At 65.5% G+C, this 21,253-nt stretch carries 26 protein-coding genes; 13 read left to right on the forward strand and 13 right to left on the reverse strand.

The annotated features are described in order from the left end of the window. Window position 1: 1 nt before the first annotated feature. Window positions 2–1,465 (reverse strand): pyruvate kinase, encoded by a 1,464-nt coding sequence (gene pyk / locus ACT2BZ_RS04305; RefSeq protein ID WP_457939546.1) that lies wholly within the window; start codon window positions 1,463–1,465, stop codon window positions 2–4. Then, window positions 1,462–1,926 (reverse strand): DUF1036 domain-containing protein, encoded by a 465-nt coding sequence (locus tag ACT2BZ_RS04310; protein ID WP_457941218.1) that lies wholly within the window; start codon window positions 1,924–1,926, stop codon window positions 1,462–1,464. The genes pyk and ACT2BZ_RS04310 overlap by 4 nt, the downstream gene beginning before the upstream one ends. A gap of 229 nt (window positions 1,927–2,155) precedes the next feature. Here ACT2BZ_RS04310 and ACT2BZ_RS04315 point away from each other — a divergent pair, with 229 nt between their 5' ends. The 3 genes from ACT2BZ_RS04315 (at window position 2,156) to ACT2BZ_RS04325 (ending at window position 3,659) form a co-directional block, all read left to right on the forward strand. After that, window positions 2,156–2,953, forward strand: a complete 798-nt coding sequence (locus tag ACT2BZ_RS04315; protein ID WP_457939548.1) for an N-formylglutamate amidohydrolase — start codon at window positions 2,156–2,158, stop codon at window positions 2,951–2,953. Between the two features lie 11 nt (window positions 2,954–2,964). After that, complete coding sequence (locus ACT2BZ_RS04320; RefSeq protein ID WP_457939550.1) at window positions 2,965–3,273, forward strand: DUF1244 domain-containing protein; 309 nt, start codon at window positions 2,965–2,967, stop codon at window positions 3,271–3,273. Window positions 3,274–3,398: 125 nt separating this feature from the next. Beyond that, a complete protein-coding gene (locus ACT2BZ_RS04325) occupies window positions 3,399–3,659 on the forward strand; it encodes a DUF2312 domain-containing protein (protein ID WP_457939551.1) in 261 nt (86 codons plus the stop codon). Between the two features lie 39 nt (window positions 3,660–3,698). On the opposite strand, the gene ACT2BZ_RS04330 is transcribed toward ACT2BZ_RS04325, so the two are convergent. The 4 genes from ACT2BZ_RS04330 to ACT2BZ_RS04345 form a co-directional block, all read right to left on the reverse strand. Beyond that, complete coding sequence (locus ACT2BZ_RS04330) at window positions 3,699–4,055, reverse strand: TraR/DksA family transcriptional regulator (RefSeq protein ID WP_457939553.1); 357 nt, start codon at window positions 4,053–4,055, stop codon at window positions 3,699–3,701. 202 nt (window positions 4,056–4,257) lie between these two features. Further along, on the reverse strand, window positions 4,258–4,470 hold the full coding sequence (locus ACT2BZ_RS04335; RefSeq protein WP_457939555.1) for a hypothetical protein: 213 nt from the start codon (window positions 4,468–4,470) through the stop codon (window positions 4,258–4,260). 88 nt (window positions 4,471–4,558) lie between these two features. Further along, on the reverse strand, window positions 4,559–5,632 hold the full coding sequence (locus tag ACT2BZ_RS04340) for a TraB/GumN family protein (protein ID WP_457939556.1): 1,074 nt from the start codon (window positions 5,630–5,632) through the stop codon (window positions 4,559–4,561). A 64-nt stretch (window positions 5,633–5,696) separates the two neighbouring features. Further along, on the reverse strand, window positions 5,697–6,635 hold the full coding sequence (locus ACT2BZ_RS04345; RefSeq protein WP_457939557.1) for a tyrosine recombinase XerC: 939 nt from the start codon (window positions 6,633–6,635) through the stop codon (window positions 5,697–5,699). Window positions 6,636–6,714: 79 nt separating this feature from the next. On the opposite strand from ACT2BZ_RS04345, the gene rimM reads away from it, so the two are divergent. Further along, on the forward strand, window positions 6,715–7,308 hold the full coding sequence (gene rimM / locus ACT2BZ_RS04350; protein ID WP_457939559.1) for a ribosome maturation factor RimM: 594 nt from the start codon (window positions 6,715–6,717) through the stop codon (window positions 7,306–7,308). After that, entirely contained in the window at window positions 7,305–8,003 is a 699-nt protein-coding gene (gene trmD, locus ACT2BZ_RS04355) for a tRNA (guanosine(37)-N1)-methyltransferase TrmD (RefSeq protein WP_457939561.1), read from the forward strand. Before rimM ends, trmD begins: the two co-directional genes overlap by 4 nt. On the opposite strand, the gene ACT2BZ_RS04360 is transcribed toward trmD, so the two are convergent. Beyond that, a complete protein-coding gene (locus ACT2BZ_RS04360; RefSeq protein ID WP_457941219.1) occupies window positions 7,990–8,727 on the reverse strand; it encodes a sulfite exporter TauE/SafE family protein in 738 nt (245 codons plus the stop codon). The two genes, trmD and ACT2BZ_RS04360, sit on opposite strands and share 14 nt — an antisense overlap. A 348-nt stretch (window positions 8,728–9,075) precedes the next feature. Here ACT2BZ_RS04360 and rplS point away from each other — a divergent pair, with 348 nt between their 5' ends. The 5 genes from rplS to ACT2BZ_RS04385 all read left to right on the forward strand — a co-directional run bounded on the left by rplS (window position 9,076) and on the right by ACT2BZ_RS04385 (window position 12,883). Then, complete coding sequence (gene rplS / locus ACT2BZ_RS04365) at window positions 9,076–9,621, forward strand: 50S ribosomal protein L19 (protein WP_457939562.1); 546 nt, start codon at window positions 9,076–9,078, stop codon at window positions 9,619–9,621. A 61-nt stretch (window positions 9,622–9,682) separates the two neighbouring features. Next, window positions 9,683–10,501, forward strand: a complete 819-nt coding sequence (locus tag ACT2BZ_RS04370) for a class I SAM-dependent methyltransferase (protein ID WP_457939563.1) — start codon at window positions 9,683–9,685, stop codon at window positions 10,499–10,501. Window positions 10,502–10,591: 90 nt separating this feature from the next. After that, the gene (locus ACT2BZ_RS04375) at window positions 10,592–11,389 is read left to right on the forward strand and encodes a transporter substrate-binding domain-containing protein (RefSeq protein WP_457939565.1); all 798 of its coding nucleotides are present in this window, start codon (window positions 10,592–10,594) and stop codon (window positions 11,387–11,389) included. 52 nt (window positions 11,390–11,441) lie between these two features. After that, complete coding sequence (locus ACT2BZ_RS04380; RefSeq protein WP_457941220.1) at window positions 11,442–12,251, forward strand: amino acid ABC transporter permease; 810 nt, start codon at window positions 11,442–11,444, stop codon at window positions 12,249–12,251. Continuing rightward, window positions 12,248–12,883 carry a class I SAM-dependent DNA methyltransferase gene (locus ACT2BZ_RS04385; protein ID WP_457939567.1) on the forward strand — a complete coding sequence of 212 codons (636 nt, stop codon included), beginning with the start codon at window positions 12,248–12,250 and terminating at the stop codon, window positions 12,881–12,883. The genes ACT2BZ_RS04380 and ACT2BZ_RS04385 overlap by 4 nt, the downstream gene beginning before the upstream one ends. Before the next feature lie 17 nt (window positions 12,884–12,900). Here ACT2BZ_RS04385 and ACT2BZ_RS04390 read toward each other — a convergent pair whose 3' ends face one another. From ACT2BZ_RS04390 to sdhC, 5 genes are read right to left on the reverse strand one after another with little or no spacing between them, the layout of a single operon-like run. Beyond that, window positions 12,901–13,536: a YceH family protein gene (locus ACT2BZ_RS04390; RefSeq protein ID WP_457939568.1), complete on the reverse strand. Its 636-nt coding sequence runs from the start codon at window positions 13,534–13,536 to the stop codon at window positions 12,901–12,903. An 11-nt stretch (window positions 13,537–13,547) separates the two neighbouring features. Continuing rightward, complete coding sequence (locus tag ACT2BZ_RS04395) at window positions 13,548–14,327, reverse strand: succinate dehydrogenase iron-sulfur subunit (RefSeq protein WP_457939570.1); 780 nt, start codon at window positions 14,325–14,327, stop codon at window positions 13,548–13,550. Window positions 14,328–14,342: 15 nt separating this feature from the next. Then, the gene (gene sdhA / locus ACT2BZ_RS04400; RefSeq protein ID WP_457939572.1) at window positions 14,343–16,175 is read right to left on the reverse strand and encodes a succinate dehydrogenase flavoprotein subunit; all 1,833 of its coding nucleotides are present in this window, start codon (window positions 16,173–16,175) and stop codon (window positions 14,343–14,345) included. 3 nt (window positions 16,176–16,178) lie between these two features. Further along, entirely contained in the window at window positions 16,179–16,562 is a 384-nt protein-coding gene (sdhD, locus tag ACT2BZ_RS04405) for a succinate dehydrogenase, hydrophobic membrane anchor protein (RefSeq protein ID WP_457939574.1), read from the reverse strand. A 1-nt stretch (window position 16,563) separates the two neighbouring features. Then, window positions 16,564–16,968 carry a succinate dehydrogenase, cytochrome b556 subunit gene (gene sdhC, locus ACT2BZ_RS04410; protein ID WP_457939576.1) on the reverse strand — a complete coding sequence of 135 codons (405 nt, stop codon included), beginning with the start codon at window positions 16,966–16,968 and terminating at the stop codon, window positions 16,564–16,566. A 391-nt stretch (window positions 16,969–17,359) separates the two neighbouring features. Here sdhC and ACT2BZ_RS04415 point away from each other — a divergent pair, with 391 nt between their 5' ends. From ACT2BZ_RS04415 to ACT2BZ_RS04425, 3 genes are all read left to right on the forward strand, one after another. Beyond that, on the forward strand, window positions 17,360–17,725 hold the full coding sequence (locus ACT2BZ_RS04415) for a hypothetical protein (RefSeq protein WP_457939578.1): 366 nt from the start codon (window positions 17,360–17,362) through the stop codon (window positions 17,723–17,725). Window positions 17,726–17,828: 103 nt separating this feature from the next. Further along, on the forward strand, window positions 17,829–19,175 hold the full coding sequence (locus ACT2BZ_RS04420) for a hypothetical protein (RefSeq protein ID WP_457939579.1): 1,347 nt from the start codon (window positions 17,829–17,831) through the stop codon (window positions 19,173–19,175). 71 nt (window positions 19,176–19,246) lie between these two features. Then, on the forward strand, window positions 19,247–20,020 hold the full coding sequence (locus ACT2BZ_RS04425) for a hypothetical protein (protein ID WP_457939581.1): 774 nt from the start codon (window positions 19,247–19,249) through the stop codon (window positions 20,018–20,020). A gap of 6 nt (window positions 20,021–20,026) precedes the next feature. Here ACT2BZ_RS04425 and ACT2BZ_RS04430 read toward each other — a convergent pair whose 3' ends face one another. Further along, window positions 20,027–21,232: a diguanylate cyclase gene (locus tag ACT2BZ_RS04430; RefSeq protein WP_457939582.1), complete on the reverse strand. Its 1,206-nt coding sequence runs from the start codon at window positions 21,230–21,232 to the stop codon at window positions 20,027–20,029. Window positions 21,233–21,253: the final 21 nt, after the last annotated feature.

Below are 21,253 nucleotides of genomic sequence, written 5' to 3' on the forward strand. Positions count from 1 at the left end.
TTCAGCGCGGCGTCTGTTCCGACGCCGCCCAGCGGCTGCCCTGGCCTTCCGAGCCGATATAGGCGATGCGCAGCATGTTGGTCGAACCCGGCGTCCTGAGGGGCACGCCGGCCGTAACGATGATGCGGTCGCCCGGCTTGCCGAACCCTTCCTCATGCGTGATGCGGCAGGCACGGTCGACCATGTCGTCGAGATCGATGGCGTCGGGTGACACCACGCAATGCGTGCCCCAGACGAGCGACAGGCGTCGTGCCGTGTCGAGGATCGGCGACAGCGCGATGATCGGCACTTCCGGCCGTTCGCGCGCCGCGCGAAGGCCTGTCGTGCCGGACGCGGTGTAACTGACGATCGCCACCAGCTTCAGCGTCACGGCAATCTCGCGCGCCGCCAGCGATATGGCGTCCGCGCCGGTCGCTTCCGGCGTCGAGCGCTGCGCATTGATGATGCCCGGATAGGTCGGGTCCTGCTCGACCTTCTCGGCGATGCGGCTCATCGTTGCCACCGCCTCGACGGGATAGGCACCGGCTGCCGATTCGGCAGACAGCATGATGGCGTCGGCACCCTCGAACACGGCGGTCGCCACATCCGAGACTTCGGCGCGCGTCGGCACTGGAGCAGAGATCATCGATTCCAGCATCTGCGTGGCGATGATCACCGGCTTGCCGGCGCGCCGCGCGGCCCGCGTGATCTGCTTCTGGATGCCCGGCACGGCCTCGAGCGGCATTTCGACGCCGAGGTCGCCGCGCGCGACCATCAGCGCGTCCGACAGCTCGATGATCTCCGCCAGCCGGGTCACCGCCTGCGGCTTCTCGATCTTCGACATGATCAGCGCCCGGCCGCGCGCGATCTTGCGCGCCTCGGCGAGGTCTTCCGGGCGCTGGATGAAGGACAGCGCGACCCAGTCGACGCCGGTGTCGAGCACCGCATCGAGATCCTTGCGGTCCTTCTCGGTCAGCGCGCCGACCGGCAGGTCCGTGTCGGGCAGGCTGACGCCCTTCTTGTTCGAGATGTTGGTTCCGGCGATGACCGTCGTGACGATCTTCTTGCCGTCGCTGCTCACCGCCCTCAGCTCAAGCTTGCCGTCGTCGATCAGCAGGCGGTGGCCGGCTTCAACCGAGGTCAGGATTTCCTTGTGCGGCAGGTGCACGCGCGAGTTGTCGCCAGGCGCCGGGTCATCGTCCAGCGTGAAGGTCTGGCCGACCGTCAGCTCTTCCTTGCCATTGGCGAACTTTCCAACCCTGAGCTTCGGTCCCTGCAGGTCCGCCAGGATGCCGATCGGTCGCTTGACGATCTGCTCGACCGCGCGGATGCGGGCGACCAGCGTGCGCATCAGGTCGTGGTCGGTATGGCTCATGTTGATGCGGAAGACATCCGCGCCCGCCTCAAACAGCTTCTGCAGCATTTCCTCGGAGGAGGAGGCTGGTCCGATCGTTGCGAGTATCTTTACCTTGCGGCTACGTCTCATTGAGGATTCTGTCCCGTGACGGTGGCAGCGCCATCCGTCGTTGCGGACTCGTCAGTCAGCTGAACCATCCAGCTTGCCTGTTCGCCCGTGTCGTATTCCTGGAAGCCGGCGCGCTGAAACCCACGCGCGAAGCAGTCGTTGACGCCGGAAATCTTGAACTCTTTCTCGGCCACGCACATGTTGATCGGACCGTCCCAGCGCCCGCCGCGCTCGGCATCTTCTGCATAGAGATAGTAAAACCTCGATGACAACGGACCCTCGATCAGCGTCTTGCAGGTCGAACCTTCGATATGCCACCAGCCTTCCGTCACCCAGCCGGCCTTGGCGCGGTAACCGATGCCGACGCCGACGAGACTTTGCGTCGCGTTGCAGACCCGGAAGTCCGCCCGCGCCCCGCTTGCCCCGAAAAGAACGAACCCGGCGGCAAGCACAGCCAGAGGTAGGGACGGCCAGAGGCGCATGCGCTGTCCCCCGGCGAAATTCATCGTCCAACCCCTCGTGCGTTCAAACAGCATTTTCGAGGACCCTTTTCGGAAAAGTCGGAGCGCATGTCAACGCGCTGCGCCGGCCACTTCCAATCGATTTAGTTGCGGTTGCATGACGCACCTCGTCACCCTATCCAGATTTCGTTGATAAGATTGGTCAAACGACGGCATGCTGCCGTTGCTCTGGCAGGACAGGCAGGCAGGTATGACGCGTACGGCAGTATTCGCCCCCTTCGAGGTGATCGAGGGAGACCGCTCCCTCGGCATCGTGCTTCTCGCCGATCATGCCAGGCGAGCCTTGCCCGAGGAGTATGGCGACCTTGGCCTGCCGCCCGCCGAATTCCAGCGCCACATCGCCTATGACATCGGCGTCGAGGCGGTGACGCGGCGGCTGGCCGAACTGACCGGCGCGCCGGCAGTCATTGCCGGCTTCTCGCGCCTGCTCATCGACCCCAACCGCGGCGAGGACGACCCGACACTGATCCGCCAGCTCTATGACGGCACGGTGGTGCCGGGAAACTACCCGATGGCACCGCAGGAGCGCGAGCGCCGGCTCGACCGCTTCTACCGCCCCTATCACGACGCCGTGGGCGCCATGGTCGCGTCGGTCGCTGAGGCCTCCGGCGCCGCTCCCTTCATCTTCTCGGTGCATTCCTTCACGCCCGTCATGCAGGGACGGGCCCGCCCATGGCACGCCGGGGTGCTGTGGGACCTCGACGACCGCGTGGCGCGGCCGCTCATCGAGATGCTGGCCGAGGACCCGCAGATCGTGGTCGGCGACAACGAGCCCTATGACGGCGCGCTGCGCGGCGATACCATGTACAGCCATGCCATCGTCAACGGTTTCGCCCACGCGTTGCTGGAGATCCGTCAGGATCTCATCGCCGACGACGCCGGCGCCGACGATTGGGCCGCCCGCCTTGCTCCCATCGTTGACGCAATCAACCGGCGACCCGATATACATGTTGTCAGGCAATACGGTTCCCGTACCGGCCCGCTTTGAAGGAGTTTCCCATGGTCCAGTTGAGCGAAGAACAGAAGCGTGACCTCGAGGCCGCCGCGTTCCGGCGGCTGGTCGACCATCTGCGCCAGCGCACCGATGTCCAGAACATCGACCTGATGAACCTTGCCGGCTTCTGCAGGAATTGTCTTTCGAACTGGTACCGCGACGCGGCCGAAGCCGACGGTTTAGACATATCGAAGGAAGAGTCGCGCGAGATCGTCTACGGCATGCCCTATGCCGAGTGGCAGGCGAAATACCAGCTCGAGGCGCCGGCGGACAAGAAGGCGGCCTTCGAGGTGAACCGGCCAAAGGACCACTAGCGAAGCTCGCGGTCGCCCTGATCCAACTTCCACCTTGACCGTCCAGCCCCGTTCGGGCATCGAACCGCGACGTTCGCCGCACCTCCGAGTCGCGGCCCTGATGACCATGAACAGCGGAGACCGACATGGCCGACGACATCACCGAAACCAGTCAGACCGTTGCCGCCGGCCAGCTGCGCGCCTTCATCGAGCGCATCGAGCGCCTTGAAGAAGAAAAGAAGACCATCGCCGACGACATCAAGGAAGTCTTTGCCGAGATGAAGGGCACCGGCTTCGACACAAAGGCGGTGCGCGCGATCATCCGCCTGCGCAAGCAGGACCAGGCCGAGCGCCAGGAAGCCGAGGCGATCCTCGATCTCTACAAGGCCGCTCTCGGCATGGAGTAACACCGGCCTCCCGCGAAACGGTTCGCGGGACCGGCACTGCTAGGGTTTTGCGTTGGCGCAGCGAACGCAGGTGGCAAAGGCCGGATCGACGTCCAGCCGACCCGGCGCAATAGGCTCGCCACAGTCGATGCAATAGCCGAACTCACCCTCGGCAATGCGTTTCATGGCCTGCTGGAGGGCCACCCGCCGGATGCCGCGCCGCCGCTCGACGGCCTGCGCCATGGCCTGCGCCTGCATCGCGTCGATGCGGGAAACACGCCCGACACTTTGTTGATCAAGCTCGACCGGCGCGCTCCAGGCGGCATTTTCCGTGCTGAGATTGTCGATCTCCGCCAGCTCTGCCTCCAGCCTCGGCCGGAAGCGGTTGACGAGCTCCGTGTACGCCTTGTCTGTCATTTTGTGAGTGAAGCCGTTTCCAGACGCGACGGCAAGCTGCTCTCGGAATGCGCGGAGCTCTCGCTTTCACTCAGGCGGCCGCAATGTCTGAAGGAAACCGGCAACCGCACGGTACGGGCCAACGCTGGCCCGCGACGGTCACCGGTCAGATTCGTAGTCTTCCATGCCGCACCGCCTCTGGCAGATGCGGTCGGCCTGCGCGCTATTTGGCGGTTTCGGCCACCGGAACCGACGGACTCGCCGCGTCGGGAGCCCCCATCTCAGGCATCGACATGGCTGCCTGCTCCTCATCCGACACGACGCTTGCGACGACCGTCTGGTCGACCTTCGCTTCGGCGGAATGCTTGAGGCCGCACGCGCCGGCGCTGGAAATCATCAGGCCAAGGCTGGCCGCTACGACGAGAAGTCTGGTCATCCTGACACCCTTTGCTCGTGTTCGATGACCTTAGGATAGCAGAGGGTCGGGACCGGTCAAAAACACGCTTTGCGTGATGAGCCGCGGCTCAGTTGACGGCAGTGACTGTGTAGCCGTCCCGGCGGAAGAGCTCGATCAACCCCTTTTCACCGGGCAGGTGCAGCGCTCCGACGGCAATGAAGGCGTTGCCGCGGTTCAGGATCGGAACGGCATTTGCCGCCATCGTCCGGTTCCGGCTGCTGATCATCGCTTCTTCAAAGGCCGCGTAGCCGGCGCTGTCGTCGTCGCCGGCCGGAAGCACGGCGCGAAACAGCGGCCAGAACATGCCGGTGTCCTCGTGCTCGTAGAGCACGATCATCGTCTCGATCACGTCGTCTATGCGGTCGCCGAGCTTCAGCGTCTCCACCAGCCCCTTCATGTGAAATTCCATCGGCAGCGACGCCATGGCCTGCAACTGGTCGGCGACCGTTTCGAGGCCCTCGAGCGACTTGTCGGCCGCCAGAGCGTCCTCCGCAAGCCGGACATCGAGCACCGGCGCACCCTGCGCCTTGCGCGCCAGCTCGCAGGCCGGCAGCGCAATGATCGCCGAAAGCATCCAGGGCTTCATCCGCGCGACCGCGGCTATGGGAATGCCGCGCTCGCCGAGTTCCCTGGTCACCATCGATGCGTCGTCTGGCGACAGCAGCGACGTCAGCGTGGTGCCGTCGGTGAACATCGTCAGTTCCGGCTGCGCGGCGATGGTCGCCATCATCTTCGCCTGGTCGAGTATCTCGGTGGTCTCGATGACTACGGTATCCGCTCCCTCGAACGCGTCCCGTGCGGCAGGCGTCAGGTCGGTCACGCGCGGGTCGGTCATGTGCATCGTGCCGAACAGGTAGGAGGCTTTCGCGCCCGGCTTCTCCAGCGTCCACAGCAGGCCTTCGCCATTCGGCGTTGCCGCAGCCTCGCGGCCGATCTTGGCGAGCAGTGCTGGATCGCTCTTTCCGAGCGCCGCGAGCATGTCCCTTCCTTTGCAGGCCGGCGCCTCCGCCCGGGCACTGCCGGCCGCAAAGGCGATCAGCAGCAGGAAGCTGATCAGGAACAGCAGGTTGAGCGCCAGGATGAGCCTGAGCGACAGCGTGGCTGCCCGGTCTGCAATGGCAATGGCGCGGCTTCGGTTCATACCGTGATTCTAGCCAAAATCCGTCCAGAATCCGTTAACCGAACGCCGAAATTCATTGGCATCCTCAGGCACGCGGATGCGCTGAATCGTAGATATCGAGCAGGCGCGCCGTGTCGACCCCGGTATAGACCTGCGTCGTCGACAGGCTGGCGTGGCCAAGCAGTTCCTGGATCATGCGCAGGTCGCCGCCGCGCCCCAGCAGGTGCGTGGCGAAAGAATGCCGGAGCGCATGCGGCGTCGCCGTATCGGGCAGGTTCAGCGCGGAGCGCATCTTCTTCATTTCGCGCTGGATAATCGCCGGGTTGAGCGGCCCGCCGCGTGCGCCGCGAAACAGCAGCCCCTTCGGGTCGAGGTGAAACGGGCAGAGCCGGCGGTATTCGGCGACCGCCGCGAGCCCGACGGGAAGCACCGGCGCCAGTCTGGTCTTGCCACCCTTGCCGGTGACACGCAGCACGGCATCGCCCGAACCTGTGAGTTCGCCGCCTGTGATGGCAAGCGCTTCCGAGATGCGAAGCCCGGAACCGTAGAGCAGCGTCAGCACTGCCGCGTTTCGGGCCGCGATCCACGGCTCCTCGGCAAGCTGTTCGCCCGCCGAGACGACGCGGCGCGCGTCCTTGGCGGTCAGCGGCTTGGGCAGCGACTTGGGTTGGCGCGGCGCGCGCAGCGCAGCGGCGCCTGCGGCGTTGACGAGCCCGCGGCGTTCGAGGAATCGCAGAAGCGAGCGCACCCCTGCGAGGCCGCGGCCGAGCGTACGCGCTCCGACCCCGCCGGAGCGCCGCTGGGACAGGAAGCCGCGCAGATCGGCAGGCCGCAGCGAGGCGATGTCTGCAAGCCCCGGCGGTTCGCCGATATGTCCGGTCAGGAACTGCAGGAACTGCCGGCTGTCGCGCTCGTAGGCCTCGACGGTTTCGGGCGACAGGCGCCGCTCGCGGGCCAGCATCGTCAGCCACGCCTGGCGCGCCGACTGCAGGTCGGACTTGGCGGAGATGAGGAATTCCTGCATTGGCAGCCGGCGCCCTATTGAATAGAGCAGTGTTGCCCGATCGAAGTTAGCAACCGGTGAAGCGAAGGCCCACCCATTCATGTCCAAGCTCAGCAATCCTGTCCAGATGGCCGTCATCGGCGCCGCCCACGGCATCAAGGGCGAATTGCGCGTCAAGACGTTCACCGGCGACCCGATGGCGCTCGGCGACTACGGGCCGCTCTTCGACAGCAAGGGACGCGCCTTCGAGGTCGCCGCCATCCGGCCTGCCAAGGAAGTTGTCGTCGTCCGCTTCAAGGGAGTTGCTGACCGCACGCAGGCCGAGGCGCTCGCCGGCACCGAGCTCTTCGTCGACCGCTCGGTGCTGCCGGATGACGTCGAGGAGGGCGAGTTCTACCACGCCGACCTGATCGGCCTGGCCGTTCACGACGAGACCGGCGCCGCAATCGGCAAGGTCACGGCGGTGCACAATTTCGGCGGCGGCGACATCCTCGAACTGACGCTTGACGGCCGCAGGGGCGTGCTCATTCCCTTCACCCAGGCGGCAGTGCCGCAGATCGACCTCGCCGCGCGCAAGGTTGGCATCGACAGCCGCGCCGCCGGCCTGCTTGACGATCCCGAGGACGACGGTGCCGAGGCGGACGACCAGAAAATGCGCCAGCCCGCTCCGAAGGGGCCCGGAGGGCGGCGGTGAGTTTCCGCGCGACCGTCCTGACGCTCTACCCGGAAATGTTTCCCGGTGCGCTCGGCATCTCGCTCGCCGGCCGCGCGCTGGAGGCCGGAACCTGGTCGCTCCAAACCGTCCAGATCCGCGATTTCGCCACCGACCGCCACCGCACCGTCGACGATACGCCTGCCGGCGGCGGCGCCGGCATGGTGATGCGCGCCGACGTGCTTGGCCGCGCCCTCGATCAGGTCGCGCCGGCCTCCGACCCGCGGCCCAAGCTCCTGATGTCGCCGCGCGGAAAGTCGCTGACACAGGCGCGCGTGCGCGAACTGGCCGCTGGCCCCGGCGCCGTCATTCTGTGCGGCCGCTTCGAAGGCGTCGACCAGCGCCTGATCGACGCGCGGCAGCTCGAGGAAGTTTCGATCGGAGACTTCATCCTGTCCGGCGGCGAGCCGGCAGCCCTTGTACTGTTCGATGCCATCGTGCGGCTGTTACCCGGCGTCATGGGCAACGAGACGTCAGGCGACGAGGAAAGCTTCGAGAACGGGCTGCTCGAGCATCCGCATTACACGCGGCCGCAGGAATGGGAGGGGCTCACGATTCCCGAAGTGCTGACCTCCGGCAACCATGCCAGGATCGCGAAATGGCGGCGCGAGCAGTCCGAAAGGCTCACCGCCGAGCGGCGGCCCGACCTCCTGGCAGAGCGTCTCAAGCCTGCGTGAAATAATAGAAGGCGAGCAACAGGCCAACCGCGACCACGAAGGCGCGCACGGCGGATTGCGGTACGCGCTTGGCGAGCCACACGCCGGACCAGCCGCCGACCGCCACGCCGGGGATCATCACGAAGACTTCCGGCCAGGCGATCACGCCGCCCGACACGAAAACCACGATAGCCACTGCCGCTATGACGATCGACAGAAGGTTTTTCAGCGCGTTGAGGCGGTGGTAGTCGCCGCTCTGCGTCAGGCCGAGGGTCGCCAGCATCATCACCCCCATGCCGGCGCCGAAGAAGCCGCCATAGATCGACGTGACGAACTGCACCACGATGCCCGGAATGCTTGAGCCGCTGGAGGCGGCGCCGGTCCTGGGCGCCGGTTTCAGCCAGGGACCGGCGGCGAAAAGCGCCGTGGCGCCGAGCAGCAGCCATGGCACCATCGCCTTGAAGGAAGGGTTATCGAGCGACAGCAGCAGCAGCGATCCACCCAGCGCGCCGATGGCCGAGATCAGGGCCAGCAGGATGGCCTCGCGCCACATCGCCTTGATGTCGCTCCAGTAGGCGATCGTCGAGGTGATATAGCCGGGGAACTGGGCAATCGACGACGTCGCGTTGGCGCCGATCGGCGGAATGCCGGCCAGCGACAGCGCGCCGAACGTGACGAAGGTGCCCCCGCCGGCAATCGCGTTGACGATGCCCGAGGCCAGCCCGGCGAGAAATAGGATGAGCATGAGGGAAAGCGTCACGAATCTGCCTGCATTGGTCGAATTTCCGAGGCGACCCTTTACGGGGCCGCTCGCGCATGTACAAGGCAGGCATCGTCGATGGTCGCATTTCGACCGTGGCGCGCGGCGCCCGACTAAAAAATTGCTGCTGCAAAGGCGTGACAAGGCCACGCTTTTGGTGTATCGCCCGCCCGATCCGGAAGAACAATCTCCCGGGCCCGTCAATAAGAATAGTGAATTCGCCCCTGCTCCTTCGGATCCTCCGGTGAGGAAGAAGCATAGCCAAGCGGTCAGTGAACTGCGAGGCGAGCGCCGGGCGCTCTGGCTGTCGAGAAGCAAGAAGAGGTATTTTCGATGGACATCATCCGTCAGCTCGAGGCCGAACAGGCCGCCAAGATCGAAGCCAAGCGTACGCTCCCCGAATTCCAGCCGGGCGACACCGTCCGCGTCCAGGTGCGCGTCACCGAAGGCACGCGTACCCGCGTCCAGGCCTATGAGGGCGTCGTCATCGCCCGCTCCGGCGCCGGCTTCCAGGAGAATTTCACCGTCCGCAAGATTTCCTACGGCGAAGGCGTGGAGCGCGTGTTCCCTGTCTACTCTCCGATGGTCGAGGGCGTCGAGATCGTCCGCCGCGGCAAGGTCCGTCGCGCCAAGCTCTATTACCTGCGCGGCCGTCGCGGCAAGTCGGCACGCATCTCCGAGAACACCGGCGTACGCGCCCGAAAGCTGAACGACGCCGAGCGCGAGGCTCTGGTCGCCGAGAAGGCCCGCATCGAGAACGAGAAGATTGCAGCTGCCGAGGCGCTTGCAGCCGAGAAGGCAGCGCAGGACGCTGCAGAGGCCAAGGCCGCAGCAGAAGCTGCAAAGGCTGCCGAGGCCGCAGAGACTCCGGCCGAATAAGCCGAGACAGAGACTTCGAAAAAGGCGGCTTCGGCCGCCTTTTTCACGTCTGGAGCAGAAGATGGACGAATTCGCAGAAGCCAATCGCCTGAACTGGGATAATCGCGCCGAGATTCACTCCACCGATACGACGGGCACCTATCGCATCGCCACCGTGCTCGACGGCGGTTCCAGCCTGCATGCGCTGGAGGCCGGCGAAATCGGCGATATCGCAGGCAAGGACATCGTCCACCTTCAATGCCACATCGGGCTCGACACGATCAGCCTGAAGCATCTTGGCGCGAAGAGCGTCACCGGCCTCGATTTTTCGCCGAAGGCCATCGCGGCAGCGCGCGACTTCGCCGAAAGAGCGGGCACCGAAGCCCGCTTCGTCGAGGCATCAGTCTATGACGCGCCCGAGGCGCTCGGCGAAACCTACGACATGGCCTTCGTCACCTGGGGCGCGATCAACTGGCTCGACGACATCGGCCGCTGGGCGCGCGCCGTGGCGGCCGTCCTGAGGCCGGGTGGCAGGCTCTATCTGCTCGAGGGCCATCCGGCGATGAACCAGATGTACCCCGACCGCAACCCGCTGACCGTCGAGCTTGACTGGCGCACGCCGCCGGATCGGCCGCTCGTCTGGGACGACCCTCAGACATACACCGGCGACGCAAGGCCGCTGACGCAGGTGCGCCACTACGAGTGGATCCACCCGCTGTCGGATGTCGTCAACGCGCTGATCGGGGCCGGCCTGACGATCGACTTTCTCAACGAGCACGACATCGTCGTCTGGCAGGCCTTTTCCTTCCTGGTTGAAGCCGGCGAAGATCAGTTCGCGCTGCCCGAAGGCCAACCGAGGGTTCCGCTTTCCTTCTCGATCGGCGCGACCAGGCGCGGCTGAAGATCGGGTGCTTGCATGCGGCCTTAAGACGGCTACAGTCCCGTCGCTAAGCCGCCAGAACGACGCGAATTTGCATTGAGGAGTTTGATCATGACCAGGTTCAGAATGATGCTAGCCGGCCTTTTCGCGGCCCTGCTTCTGCCCGTTGCCGCCACGGCCCAGGCGCTTCCCGATCTCGGCGGCAGGACCGTCGTGGTGGTCACTGAAAACGCCTATCCGCCCCTGCAGTTCATCAACCCGATATCGGGCGAGCAGGTCGGCTGGGAATATGATGCGATGAACGAGATCGCCAAGCGGCTGAAGTTCAAGGTCACCTACCAGAACACCTCCTGGGACGCGATGATCCAGGCCGTCACCGATGGGCAGTACGACATCGGCATGACCGGCATCACCATCAAGGACGACCGCAAGGAGAAGGTCGACTTCTCCGACCCCTATATGCGCTCCGAGCAGTTCATGCTGGTGCGCGGCGACGAGGACCGTTTCAGCGACGCCGAGAGCTTTGCCGCCTTCACGGACGGGCTGGTCGGCGCTCAGGCCGGCACGACGCCCTTCTACACTGCCGTCTACAGCGTTCTCGACGGCGACGAGGCCAATCCGCGCATCAAGCTGTTCGAGACCTTCGGCGCCACCGTACAGGCGCTCAGGGCCGGCGATGTCGACATGGTGCTGACCGACGGCACCGCCGGAAAGGGCTATGTCGACGCTGCCAATGGCGAACTGAAACTGGTCGGCGGGCCGCTGGGCAGCGAGGACTTCGGCTTCATCTTCAAGAAGGGCTCCGACCTTGTCGCGCCGGTCAACGCCGCCATCGCCGCGATGAAGGCCGACGGCACCATCGAGGCGCTCAACAAGAAGTGGTTCCTGGACTACAAGTTCGGCGAGTGAGCGCTCTGGCGAGCGGGGACGGGATCGTGCTGCGGTCGGGCCTAGTTCCTTGCTGACGACCTCGCCCCCGTCGCAATCCGAGTTTCCCTGGTGGCTTGCCGCCGCGGTCGCCCTGGCACTTGCCGCGGCACTCGCCATAGCCGCCAGTGATCTCTACTCCCAGGTCTTCACCGTCGTGTCCCGCGGCGTGCTGATTACCATCTTCGTCACGGTAGTCGCCTTCACGCTCGCTTCCGCGCTTGGCCTTGGCATCGCACTGATGGCCCTGTCCGGCTCGGCAGTTCTGCGACAGGTCGCGCGCTTCTACGTCGAGATCATCCGCGGCGTCCCGGTGCTCGTCCTGCTCTTCTGGATCGCCTTTGCCGGCGTTCCGGCCTTCGTCGCCGGATGGAACGCGCTGGCGGCGCCCTTGCAGGAGGCAGGCCTGATCGACGCGCTGCAGGTGCGCGACGTGTCCCTGCTGTGGCGGGCGATCATCGCGCTGACCATCGGCTACTCGGCCTTCATCTCGGAGGTTTTCCGGGCCGGCATCCAGGCCGTCGACCGGGGGCAGATCGAGGCGGCCATGGCACTCGGCCTGTCGCGCTACCGCCGCTTTCGCCACGTCGTCATGCCACAGGCCATCCGCACCATCCTGCCACCGCTCGGCAATGACTTCGTCGCGATGGTGAAGGATTCTTCACTTGTCTCCGTGCTCGGCGTCGCCGACATTACGCAGATGGGAAAGATCTACGCGGCGGGATCGTTTCGCTTCTTCGAGACTTATTCGATCGTCGCCTACATCTACCTGATCCTGACAGTGGGCCTGTCGCTGGCGCTGCGCGCGCTGGAGAACCGGCTGCGAAAGGGAACGCATCCATGACCCAAGAATCCGAACAGAGCCCACTCGAGCAGGTCTATGGCGCCAGTTCCGCCGAAGAGCTTGCGGAGGCCTACGCCCGCTGGTCGAGCGAGTATGACCGCGAGACGGCCGCGCTAGGCTACTGCCTTCCTTTCATGATCACCGCCTGGGTTTCTCGCTACGTGCCCAAGGGCAAGGCTGCCCTGCTCGACGCCGGTTGCGGCACCGGCCTCACCGGGCCCTATCTTCGCGCGCTCGGCTACGAGACGCTCGAAGGCCTCGACTTTTCGGAGGAAATGCTTGCCATCGCGAGGCAGCGCAACGCCTATGTGGAGCTGAAGCAGGCCACGCTCGGCGAGACCCTGCCCTGGTCCGACGGCCACTTCACCGCTTTCCTCGCCACCGGCATCTTCACCGAGGGACACGCGCCCGCGTCGGGTCTCGACGAACTCGCCCGCGTCACCAAACCAGGTGGCCATGCAATCTTCACCGTGCGCGACACCGTTCTTGAACAGGGTGGCTTCCGGGATGTCTTCGAATGGCTTGAAAAGGCCGAACGCTGGAAGCCCCTCGAAGAGAGCCAGCTCTTCCGCGCCTTCTCCGTCGCCGAACCCGAGGTGCTGGTGAAGGCTTTCGTTTTCGAGATTCTCTGAGGGCCCGGCCCGTCGCGTCAGCCTTCGCCGCGGCCGAGCGCGTCGAGTCTCGCCTGTAGCACCGCGACCTGTTCCTCGAGCGCCTGCAATCGGCTCTCGAAACCGGGCGGCACAGCCCTCTCGGGCGCGGCGCGCACTGCGACCGGCGTTTGCACGTCGCCGCTGAGCAGGTGTGCGTAACGCTCTTCGCGCTGTCCCGGCGCGCGTTCAAGCAGCTTGACCAGCGGCGGCCGCCTGCCGATCAGCAGGTCGAGTTCCGTGTCCAGGCTCTCCATCGAGCCGAACCGCGCCAGCCTTTCGGAGCGTGCCAGCAGTTCATGCGCCGTCTGCGGCCCGCGCAGCAGCAACAGGCCAACCAGCGCGATCTGCGGCTGCGTCAGCGAGAACGACTGTGCCAGCAAATGTTCGTAGCGCTCGACGCGGGAGCCGTAGACCTGCCGCACCAGGCCCTTGTCCTGCAGCAGCTTCAGCGCGCGAAGCACTTCGCCCTGATCGAGATCCATCACCGGGTCGCGCGCCGTCTTCTGGTTGACGGCTGACTGCAGCCCGTTGAGCGTCATCGGATAGACGTCGGGCGTCAGCTCCCTCTTCTCGGCCAGGCAGCCGAGCACCCGCGCCTCGGCGGGGTTAAGGTTCGGGAGGTCGCTATCCATTGGCGCCGTCCCTAGACCCGACGCTCGACCATCATCTTCTTGATCTCGGCGATCGCCTTGGCGGGGTTGAGTCCCTTCGGGCAGGTCTGAGCGCAGTTCATGATCGTGTGGCAGCGGTAGAGGCGGAACGGATCCTCGAGATTGTCGAGCCGGTCGCCCTTCGCCTCGTCGCGGCTGTCGATCAGCCAGCGATAGGCCTGCAGCAGCACGGCCGGACCGAGATAGCGCTCGCCGTTCCACCAGTAGCTGGGGCACGACGTCTGGCAGCAGAAGCACAGGATGCATTCGTAGAGACCGTCGAGCTTCTGCCGGTCCTCGTGGCTCTGCTTCCACTCCTTGGCCGGCTCCGGCGAGACCGTCTTCAGCCATGGCTCGACCGAGGTCAGCTGCGCATAGGGCACGCTCAGGTCCGGCACCAAATCCTTGACCACCGGCATGTGCGGCAACGGATAGACCTTCACCACCGCGCCGATCTCGTCCATGCCCTTGGTGCAGGCAAGCGTGTTGGAACCGTCGATGTTCATGGCGCAGGAACCACAGATGCCCTCGCGGCAGGAGCGGCGCAGCGTCAGCGTTGGGTCGATCTTGTTCTTGATCCACAGCAGCGCATCGAGAACCATCGGCCCGCAATCGTCCATGTCGACGAAATAGGTGTCCTGCCGCGGGTTCTCGTCATCGTCAGGCGACCAGCGATAGATCTTGTACTCGCGCAGGTTGGTGGCGCCCTCAGGCTTCGGCCAGGTCTTGCCGGCCTTGATCTGCGAGTTCTTGGGAAGGGTGAGTTCAACCATTCGAGATCGTCCTTCTCAATACACCCGCGCCTTGGGCGCGATCTTGGCGCGGCTGATACCGCCCTCGGCCTCGCTGGTCAGAGGGTCGGCGTGCACCGGCCGGTAGTCGAGGCGGACCTCGCCGGTGTCGCTTACCCATGACAGCGTATGCTTGCGCCAGTTGGCGTCGTCGCGGTCGGCGAAGTCCTCGCGCGCATGCGCGCCGCGGCTCTCCTTGCGGGCTTCCGCGCCATAGACCGTGGTGATGGCGTTGGCCATCAGGTTCTCGAGCTCCAGCGTCTCGACCAGGTCAGAGTTCCAGATCATCGAGCGGTCGGTGACCTTGATGTCCTTGAGTTCGCCCCAGATCGCCGAAACGCGCTGGCAGCCGCTTTCGAGCGACGCCTGGGTGCGGAACACGGCGGCGTCTTCCTGCATGGCCTTCTGCATCTTCTCGCGCAGCACCGCGGTCGGCGCGCTGCCATTGGCATGACGCAGCCGGTCGAAGCGGTCCATGATCTTCGCGACGGCCGCCTCGTTCACCGGCGGCACCGGCGCGTCGCGGTCGACCACCTTGCCGGCGCGAATGGCCGCGGCGCGGCCGAACACCACGAGGTCGATCAGCGAGTTGGAGCCCAGCCGGTTGGCGCCGTGCACCGATGCGCAACCCGCCTCACCGACGGCCATCAGCCCGGGCGCCACAGCGTCCGGGTTCTCCGCCGTCGGGTTGAGCACCTCGCCCCAGTAGTTCGTCGGGATGCCGCCCATGTTGTAGTGCACGGTCGGCAGCACCGGGATCGGTTCCTTGGTCAGGTCGACGCCGGCGAAGATCTTCGCCGATTCCGAGATGCCCGGAAGCCGCTCGTGCAGCACCGCCGGGTCGAGATGGTCGAGGTGCAGGAAGATGTGGTCCTTGTTCTTGCCGACGCCGCGCCCCTCGCGGATTTCCATCGTCATGCAGCGCGAGACGACGTCGCGCGAGGCAAGGTCCTTCGCCGACGGGGCATAGCGTTCCATGAAGCGCTCGCCCTCTGAATTGACAAGATAGCCGCCCTCGCCGCGTGCCCCCTCGGTGATCAGGCAGCCGGCGCCGTAGATGCCGGTCGGGTGGAACTGCACGAACTCCATGTCCTGCAGCGGCAGCCCGGCCCTGGCGATCATGCCGTTGCCGTCGCCCGTGCAGGTATGCGCGCTGGTGGCTGAGAAAAAGGCGCGGCCGTAGCCGCCTGTCGCCAGCACCACCATCTTGGCCGAGAAGCGGTGGATGGTGCCGTCATCGAGGTTCCAGGCAACCACGCCGGTGCAGCGGCCATCGGCTTCCATGATCAGGTCGAGCGCGAAATACTCGATGAAGAACTGTGCATTGTGCTTCAGCGACTGGCCGTAGAGCGTGTGCAGGATGGCGTGGCCGGTGCGGTCGGCCGCCGCGCAGGTGCGCTGCACGGGCGGGCCGTCGCCGTAATTCATCATGTGGCCGCCGAACGGCCGCTGGTAGATCTTGCCTTCCTCGGTGCGGCTGAAAGGCACGCCGTAATGCTCCAGCTCGTAGACCGCGGCGGGCGCCTCGCGCACCATGTACTCCTGAGCATCCATGTCGCCCAGCCAGTCCGACCCCTTGACGGTGTCGTACATGTGCCACTGCCATGAATCGGGCCCCATGTTCTGCAGCGAGGCGGCGATACCGCCCTGTGCAGCAACCGTGTGCGAGCGCGTCGGGAACACCTTCGTGATGCAGGCGGTCTTCAGCCCCTGCTCGGCCATGCCGAGCGTCGCGCGCAGTCCGGCCCCGCCGGCGCCCACCACCACGACATCGAACTTGTGATCGACAAATGTATAGGCCTTGCCGTCGGGCCTTGCTGCTTCAGCCACGCCTCAGCCTCCGAATGCCAGTTTGATCAGGGCATAGGCCGAGGCCACGCCGACTGCGATCGTGAAAAACGTGTTCAGCATGATCAGGGCCAGCTTGCTGCCCTCGCCATGCACATAGTCCTCGATGATGACCTGCATCCCGAGCCGCATGTGAAAGAGGCCCGACGCCAGCATCAGCAGGAACATGAGCGCCACGAAGGGATTGGCAAGGGCCGCCCTGACCGTGGCGTAGTCGGCGCCGTTGAGCGAGATCAGGAAGCCGAGGAAGAACAGGATCAGCACCACATTGGCGACTGCCGTCAACCTCTGGCCCCAGAAATGGCCGGTGCCCTCGCGGGCCGAACCCAGCCCGCGGACGCGGGCGAGCGGCGTGCGCATGTCGCTCATCTCACATCCCCCGCGCTGCGTAGCAGGCGATCCAGACGAGAACCGTCAGGATGATCGAACCGGCGATATTGGCCCAGGCGAGCTTGGAAGCCGTATGCTTCTCCAGCCCCTCGCCCGTGTCCCAGATCAGGTGGCGGATGCCGCCCAGCATGTGGTGGATGAGCACCCAGGTGTAGCCGAACAGCACCAGCCGGCCGAACCACGATCCGAACACCGCGTTGGCGATGTTGAACTGGTTCTCTGAGGTCGCCGCGGCGATCAGCCACCAGGCGACCAGCAGCGTGCCGAAATAGAGCGCGCCGCCCGTCATGCGGTGCAGGATCGAAACCGTCATGGTGATCGGCCATCTGTACACCGACAGATGCGGCGACAGCGGTCTTGCGCGGGTGGCTGTGGCTTTGCTCATGGCTCCCCCAGTCTGGTGGTCGGGCCGGTGGCCCCCGCCGGACTCGGCGGGCACGGAAACGACATTGGTCAGGCGTTTTCCTAATGCTCTTTTTGCACCGCGTCAAAGTTCGTGAGCAGGTGCGGCGCACATCTTTGGTATCAAGCCACACACCGTACCGGCAGGGCCTCCTGCTTCAATCGATTGAAGCGCCAGCGACGTCTTTTGGAACCGTCTTACGGGCGAATCACCGTCCGTCGCAGGCGGGCCATCGCTGGTCGTCCATGTTGATATTAACCATGTTGCCCGATTGCCCGCCCGCAAAACCGCCTTTGCCTCTTAACAAAGGTTAAGAAAGCGTTACCTTGATTCGCACGAGGAGGCTTTGGCCTCGAACTCTGGAGGACGCGCAATGCGTTTCAAACTGGGCAAACTGAGCTTTCTGCCGCTGGCCGCGGCACTGGCTATCGGCACGATGGCGGCTCCCGCCTTCGCCAGCGGCTCCTACTATGACCGTATTTATGCCGACAGCTTCGGCAATCTCGTCGTGCACAGCCGCTCCGGCTACAAGCGGATCGTCGTCGGCGCCGGCCACCTCGCCAAGGACCTCGCCGCGTATGAGCAGACGGGCGACGATGGTGTCGTCTACCTCGACGAGGAAGAGACCGGTTCGATCGTGCCGACATGCTGGAAGCCTGCCGTGCTCTTGAAGGGCCGCAGCTACATGTACGGCCTTGAGGACGGCGAACTGCCGGAACTGCCGGGCGGCTGTCACTAGCAGACCCGGGCAGGCACGTTAAAGCGTCGCGACCGACAGCCCTGATCTGGTCAATTTCTGCTGCCACTGCGGCGCGGGGGCGCGACACAAGGGTAGGTGATCGATGAGTCACGCCGTTCAGGCCAGCCGGCTCAAGGGCCATATCGTCTCGCTGGAGACCATGACCCGCTTCGTGCTGGCCACGCTGGCGCTTGCCAGCGGTGTCTACACCTATCTCGGTGTCCGCAGCCTGCTCGACGGCTCCGCCACCGTCGTTTTCTTCGCTGCCATCATCTACTCGGTCGCGGTCTCGGTCGCCATCTATGGCTTCTGGACCTACCTGATCCGCTTCCTGCCCGAGATGCGCGACGCCGGCTCGCGGCTGGCGCTGCTCGGCATCATGGCGCTCGGCTCGCTGATGATCGTCGCCATGTCGTCATGGCTGAACGCGGCCGCCCTGGCGGGCTCCGCCGCAGTCGAGCAGCATCTGGCCGTCACGCTCGAGGACTACACCGCCGATCTTGACCAGGCGCACGGCAACGCGCTCGGCGCCCTGTCGCTGCTGCCTGATATCCAGCGCGCCTCGGAACGCTTCGCCCGGCTTGCCGCCGACGAGCAGGCGACCGGCGCGCTCACCGGCACCTCCGGTTCGGGCAGCGTCGTGCAACTGCTGACCCAGATGTCGGCGCAGATGGACGAGCTCGAGGCGACCGTCGAGGCCTCGCGCGACACCGTCAAGACCGGATTCGCCGACGGCCAGTCGCGGCTTGCGGCCATGCGGGCGCTGGTCTCGGCGCCGGGCGCAATCGCCCAGCGCTCAGACCAGTTCGCGGCCGAGGCGGTGGCGCTGGCCGGCGTCATCGCGGCGCTTGAACAGACCTCGATCGCGCCTTCGGTCATGCGCGCCGCGGCCGACCTCTCCTTCGGATTCATCGCCCCGGTGGCAGATGGCGGCACCGTCGACCTGGCCGGGCGGCAGGACCAGGTCATGGCGACCATCCGCACCTCCGTCGAGGCGCAGTCGAAGGCGCTCTCGGAAGCCGCCGGCGAAATTCTCGCGCAGCCGAAGGTGCCCGATCGCCGCTACGTGCCGCTGACGGCGGCCGAAGCGGTGCTGCGCTATGCCTCCGACTTCATTCCGAGCTGGGCCGGCGCGATCTCCATCGACCTCCTCCCGGCCGTCCTCGTCGGCATCATGGCCGTCGTGCATGGCGCCATGCGCCGCGGTGAGGAACTCCTCGAAGGTGCAGACCGCATCACTGCCGGCGACATGTTGCGCTCGTTGGAACTGCACGAGGCCCTGCTCGCCAAGCGTCAGCAGGTGGCAGCACCCGCCGCGCCTACCCCTGCAGCGGAGCCACCAGCCGTCTCCCCCGGAGGCGATACCGGTGCCCCCCCTGACGAGCGCCAGCCCTCCGCCCAGAACGTCACGACGCTCGCGCTCGGTGACAGGAAGCGGATCGAGCCATGAGCCGCTCCCACTCCGAGACTGGTCCTGGTCTCTTGGCCGGAACCGGGGAACCGCGGCGGCGCAGCGCGCTCATGCGCTACTTCTCCCGCTTCGACGACGGAGAGGTCGTCCGGTGGGCCTTTCGCGGCCTGCTGATCGGCACGATCGGCGTCCTGACGCTCGACCTGCGCGATCTCGCCGAAAACAATGGCTGGTGGCAGGCAGAGCCGCTGCCCACCCATGTCTCCGCCCCGATCCTGCCGCCCGCCGTCGATACCGGCACGCCGATGCCGTCAGGCGACCCGCGCCGTCATGTAACGGCGGACGAGGCCCTGCTTGCCCGCCCGATGAGCTTCGTTCTCGCCCCCGGCGGCGTCCTCATGGCGGAAGGAAGCATCGAGCCCGGCACCGCCGCCCGCTTTGCAGCTGAGCTGGAAGCCCGCGGCGAGTATGTCAAAACCATATCGCTTAACTCTCCAGGCGGCGCCCTCGACGATGCCATGGCCATGGCCACTTTCGTGCGTGACCGGGGCATCTCGACCGAGATTGCCGAAGGCGCGCTCTGCGCGTCGTCCTGCCCCTTGCTGTTTGCTGGCGGGTTGACGCGGACCGCCGGGGCCAAGGCTGCGGTGGGCGTTCACCAGTTCTATGCCGCCACGCAGGCCACCTCCGACCCGGCGCAGGTCATGGCCGACGCCCAGGCGACAACGGCCAGGATCTCGCGTCACCTTGCGAGCATGGATGTCGATCCGGCGCTCTGGCTGCATGCGCTCGATACGCCGCCGCGCGCTCTTTACTATTTCTCGCCGGCCGAACTGTCGCAGTACAAGCTGGTGACGACCCCGATTGCCACAGCCCGCAAGTAGTGCGGCTCAGACGCTGACCGCAGCGCCCGGCCCGTCGACCTTGCTGCGGTGGTCAGGTCGTGGCGCGATCTTGACGCAGTCCCGTCCGCTTTCCTTGGCGAGGTAGAGCGCCTTGTCGGCGCGTCTGAGCAGGTCGGTGATGGTTTCTCCCGGCGTCGATTCGGCGACGCCGAAGCTTGCCGTTACGCGCTTCTTCTCGGGCAGTCCTTCGATTGCAGTTGTGGCGAATGTGCTGCGCGCACCCTCGGCGAACAGCCGAGCCGCAACGAGGTTGGTCGCCGGCAGCAGCACCGCGAACTCCTCGCCGCCGATACGGCCTGCCAGATGATGCGCTGCGACGGACGAGCGCAGGAAGGTCGCGAACTCGACGATCACCCGGTCGCCGCAGGCATGGCCGTAGGTATCGTTGACCGATTTGAAGTGGTCGAGGTCGGAAATCACAAGCGAAACCGGCAGACCCACGCGTTCCGCCTCCTGAATGGCATGAGCGGCCCGCGCCTCGAAGCCGCCGCGGTTCAAGAGGCCTGAGAGCATGTCCGTGTGTGACCGCTCCGTCGCGTCCGACAACGCGTCGCGCACCAGAACGACCAGCAGCCCGAGCGCCACGGCGATCGCAAACACGGTCCCCAGCGACTGCGACACCATCGCGTAGCCGGTGTTGAGGTAGTCTTTCGGGCTTGCGCCTGTTCCACCGGTGATTTGCGAGAAGAACGGTTTGCTCAGGAACTGCAGCGCGCTCCCGGACAGGATCGCCATCAGCACGTTGTCGACCAACCGGCGCGACTTCGTCTGACCGATAATGCCGATGCCGATCGCCTGCATCGCGAAATAGGGGCCCTGGTAGATCATCATGCGGGTGAACGATTGCCGCGGCATGTCGAGGATTAGGTAGCAGGCCGCTACGGAGCCGGCGAAGAGCAGTCCCATCGACAGCCAGGGAACAGCAACCTCGTATTTGCGCGCGATGCCGACATTGAGGATCGCCATGGCGGCGAGAATGACGGCAAACGACAACACGATCATCCAGGCATGATTGCCGAAGCTGGCGATGGCGAACTCGAGCAGCGGGTTTGCCATCCCGACGAAATAGGCGAGCGCGATCCAGCGGGCCGCCGCGCGCGGCCGGTCATGCACCGCGACTGCCATAAAGGAGACCGCGATCAGCCCCGCCACGACAAGATTTATCGCAAGAATGAAGTCCGCACCGTGCATCGTTGGCCCCGTGTTGCCGCC

It is taken from the genome of Mesorhizobium sp. 10J20-29, from assembly GCF_054130485.1.

Bases quoted from the DNA above. Each gene is read 5' to 3' on its own strand.
- ACT2BZ_RS04425 (WP_457939581.1), top strand. From the start codon at position 19,247: ATGCGCTACTTCTCCCGCTTCGACGACGGAGAGGTCGTCCGGTGGGCC.
- sdhD (WP_457939574.1), bottom strand. From the start codon at position 16,562: ATGAGCGACATGCGCACGCCGCTCGCCCGCGTCCGCGGGCTGGGTTCG.
- ACT2BZ_RS04385 (WP_457939567.1), top strand. From the start codon at position 12,248: ATGACCCAAGAATCCGAACAGAGCCCACTCGAGCAGGTCTATGGCGCC.
- ACT2BZ_RS04340 (WP_457939556.1), bottom strand. From the start codon at position 5,632: ATGAACCGAAGCCGCGCCATTGCCATTGCAGACCGGGCAGCCACGCTG.
- ACT2BZ_RS04345 (WP_457939557.1), bottom strand. From the start codon at position 6,635: ATGCAGGAATTCCTCATCTCCGCCAAGTCCGACCTGCAGTCGGCGCGC.
- ACT2BZ_RS04395 (WP_457939570.1), bottom strand. From the start codon at position 14,327: ATGGTTGAACTCACCCTTCCCAAGAACTCGCAGATCAAGGCCGGCAAG.
- ACT2BZ_RS04415 (WP_457939578.1), top strand. From the start codon at position 17,360: ATGCGTTTCAAACTGGGCAAACTGAGCTTTCTGCCGCTGGCCGCGGCA.
- ACT2BZ_RS04315 (WP_457939548.1), top strand. From the start codon at position 2,156: ATGACGCGTACGGCAGTATTCGCCCCCTTCGAGGTGATCGAGGGAGAC.
- ACT2BZ_RS04360 (WP_457941219.1), bottom strand. From the start codon at position 8,727: ATGCTCATCCTATTTCTCGCCGGGCTGGCCTCGGGCATCGTCAACGCG.
- ACT2BZ_RS04420 (WP_457939579.1), top strand. From the start codon at position 17,829: ATGAGTCACGCCGTTCAGGCCAGCCGGCTCAAGGGCCATATCGTCTCG.
- ACT2BZ_RS04375 (WP_457939565.1), top strand. From the start codon at position 10,592: ATGACCAGGTTCAGAATGATGCTAGCCGGCCTTTTCGCGGCCCTGCTT.
- pyk (WP_457939546.1), bottom strand. From the start codon at position 1,465: ATGAGACGTAGCCGCAAGGTAAAGATACTCGCAACGATCGGACCAGCC.
- ACT2BZ_RS04325 (WP_457939551.1), top strand. From the start codon at position 3,399: ATGGCCGACGACATCACCGAAACCAGTCAGACCGTTGCCGCCGGCCAG.
- ACT2BZ_RS04390 (WP_457939568.1), bottom strand. From the start codon at position 13,536: ATGGATAGCGACCTCCCGAACCTTAACCCCGCCGAGGCGCGGGTGCTC.
- ACT2BZ_RS04310 (WP_457941218.1), bottom strand. From the start codon at position 1,926: ATGCGCCTCTGGCCGTCCCTACCTCTGGCTGTGCTTGCCGCCGGGTTC.
- sdhC (WP_457939576.1), bottom strand. From the start codon at position 16,968: ATGAGCAAAGCCACAGCCACCCGCGCAAGACCGCTGTCGCCGCATCTG.
- ACT2BZ_RS04330 (WP_457939553.1), bottom strand. From the start codon at position 4,055: ATGACAGACAAGGCGTACACGGAGCTCGTCAACCGCTTCCGGCCGAGG.
- ACT2BZ_RS04320 (WP_457939550.1), top strand. From the start codon at position 2,965: ATGGTCCAGTTGAGCGAAGAACAGAAGCGTGACCTCGAGGCCGCCGCG.
- ACT2BZ_RS04370 (WP_457939563.1), top strand. From the start codon at position 9,683: ATGGACGAATTCGCAGAAGCCAATCGCCTGAACTGGGATAATCGCGCC.
- ACT2BZ_RS04430 (WP_457939582.1), bottom strand. From the start codon at position 21,232: ATGCACGGTGCGGACTTCATTCTTGCGATAAATCTTGTCGTGGCGGGG.
- rplS (WP_457939562.1), top strand. From the start codon at position 9,076: ATGGACATCATCCGTCAGCTCGAGGCCGAACAGGCCGCCAAGATCGAA.
- ACT2BZ_RS04335 (WP_457939555.1), bottom strand. From the start codon at position 4,470: ATGACCAGACTTCTCGTCGTAGCGGCCAGCCTTGGCCTGATGATTTCC.
- rimM (WP_457939559.1), top strand. From the start codon at position 6,715: ATGTCCAAGCTCAGCAATCCTGTCCAGATGGCCGTCATCGGCGCCGCC.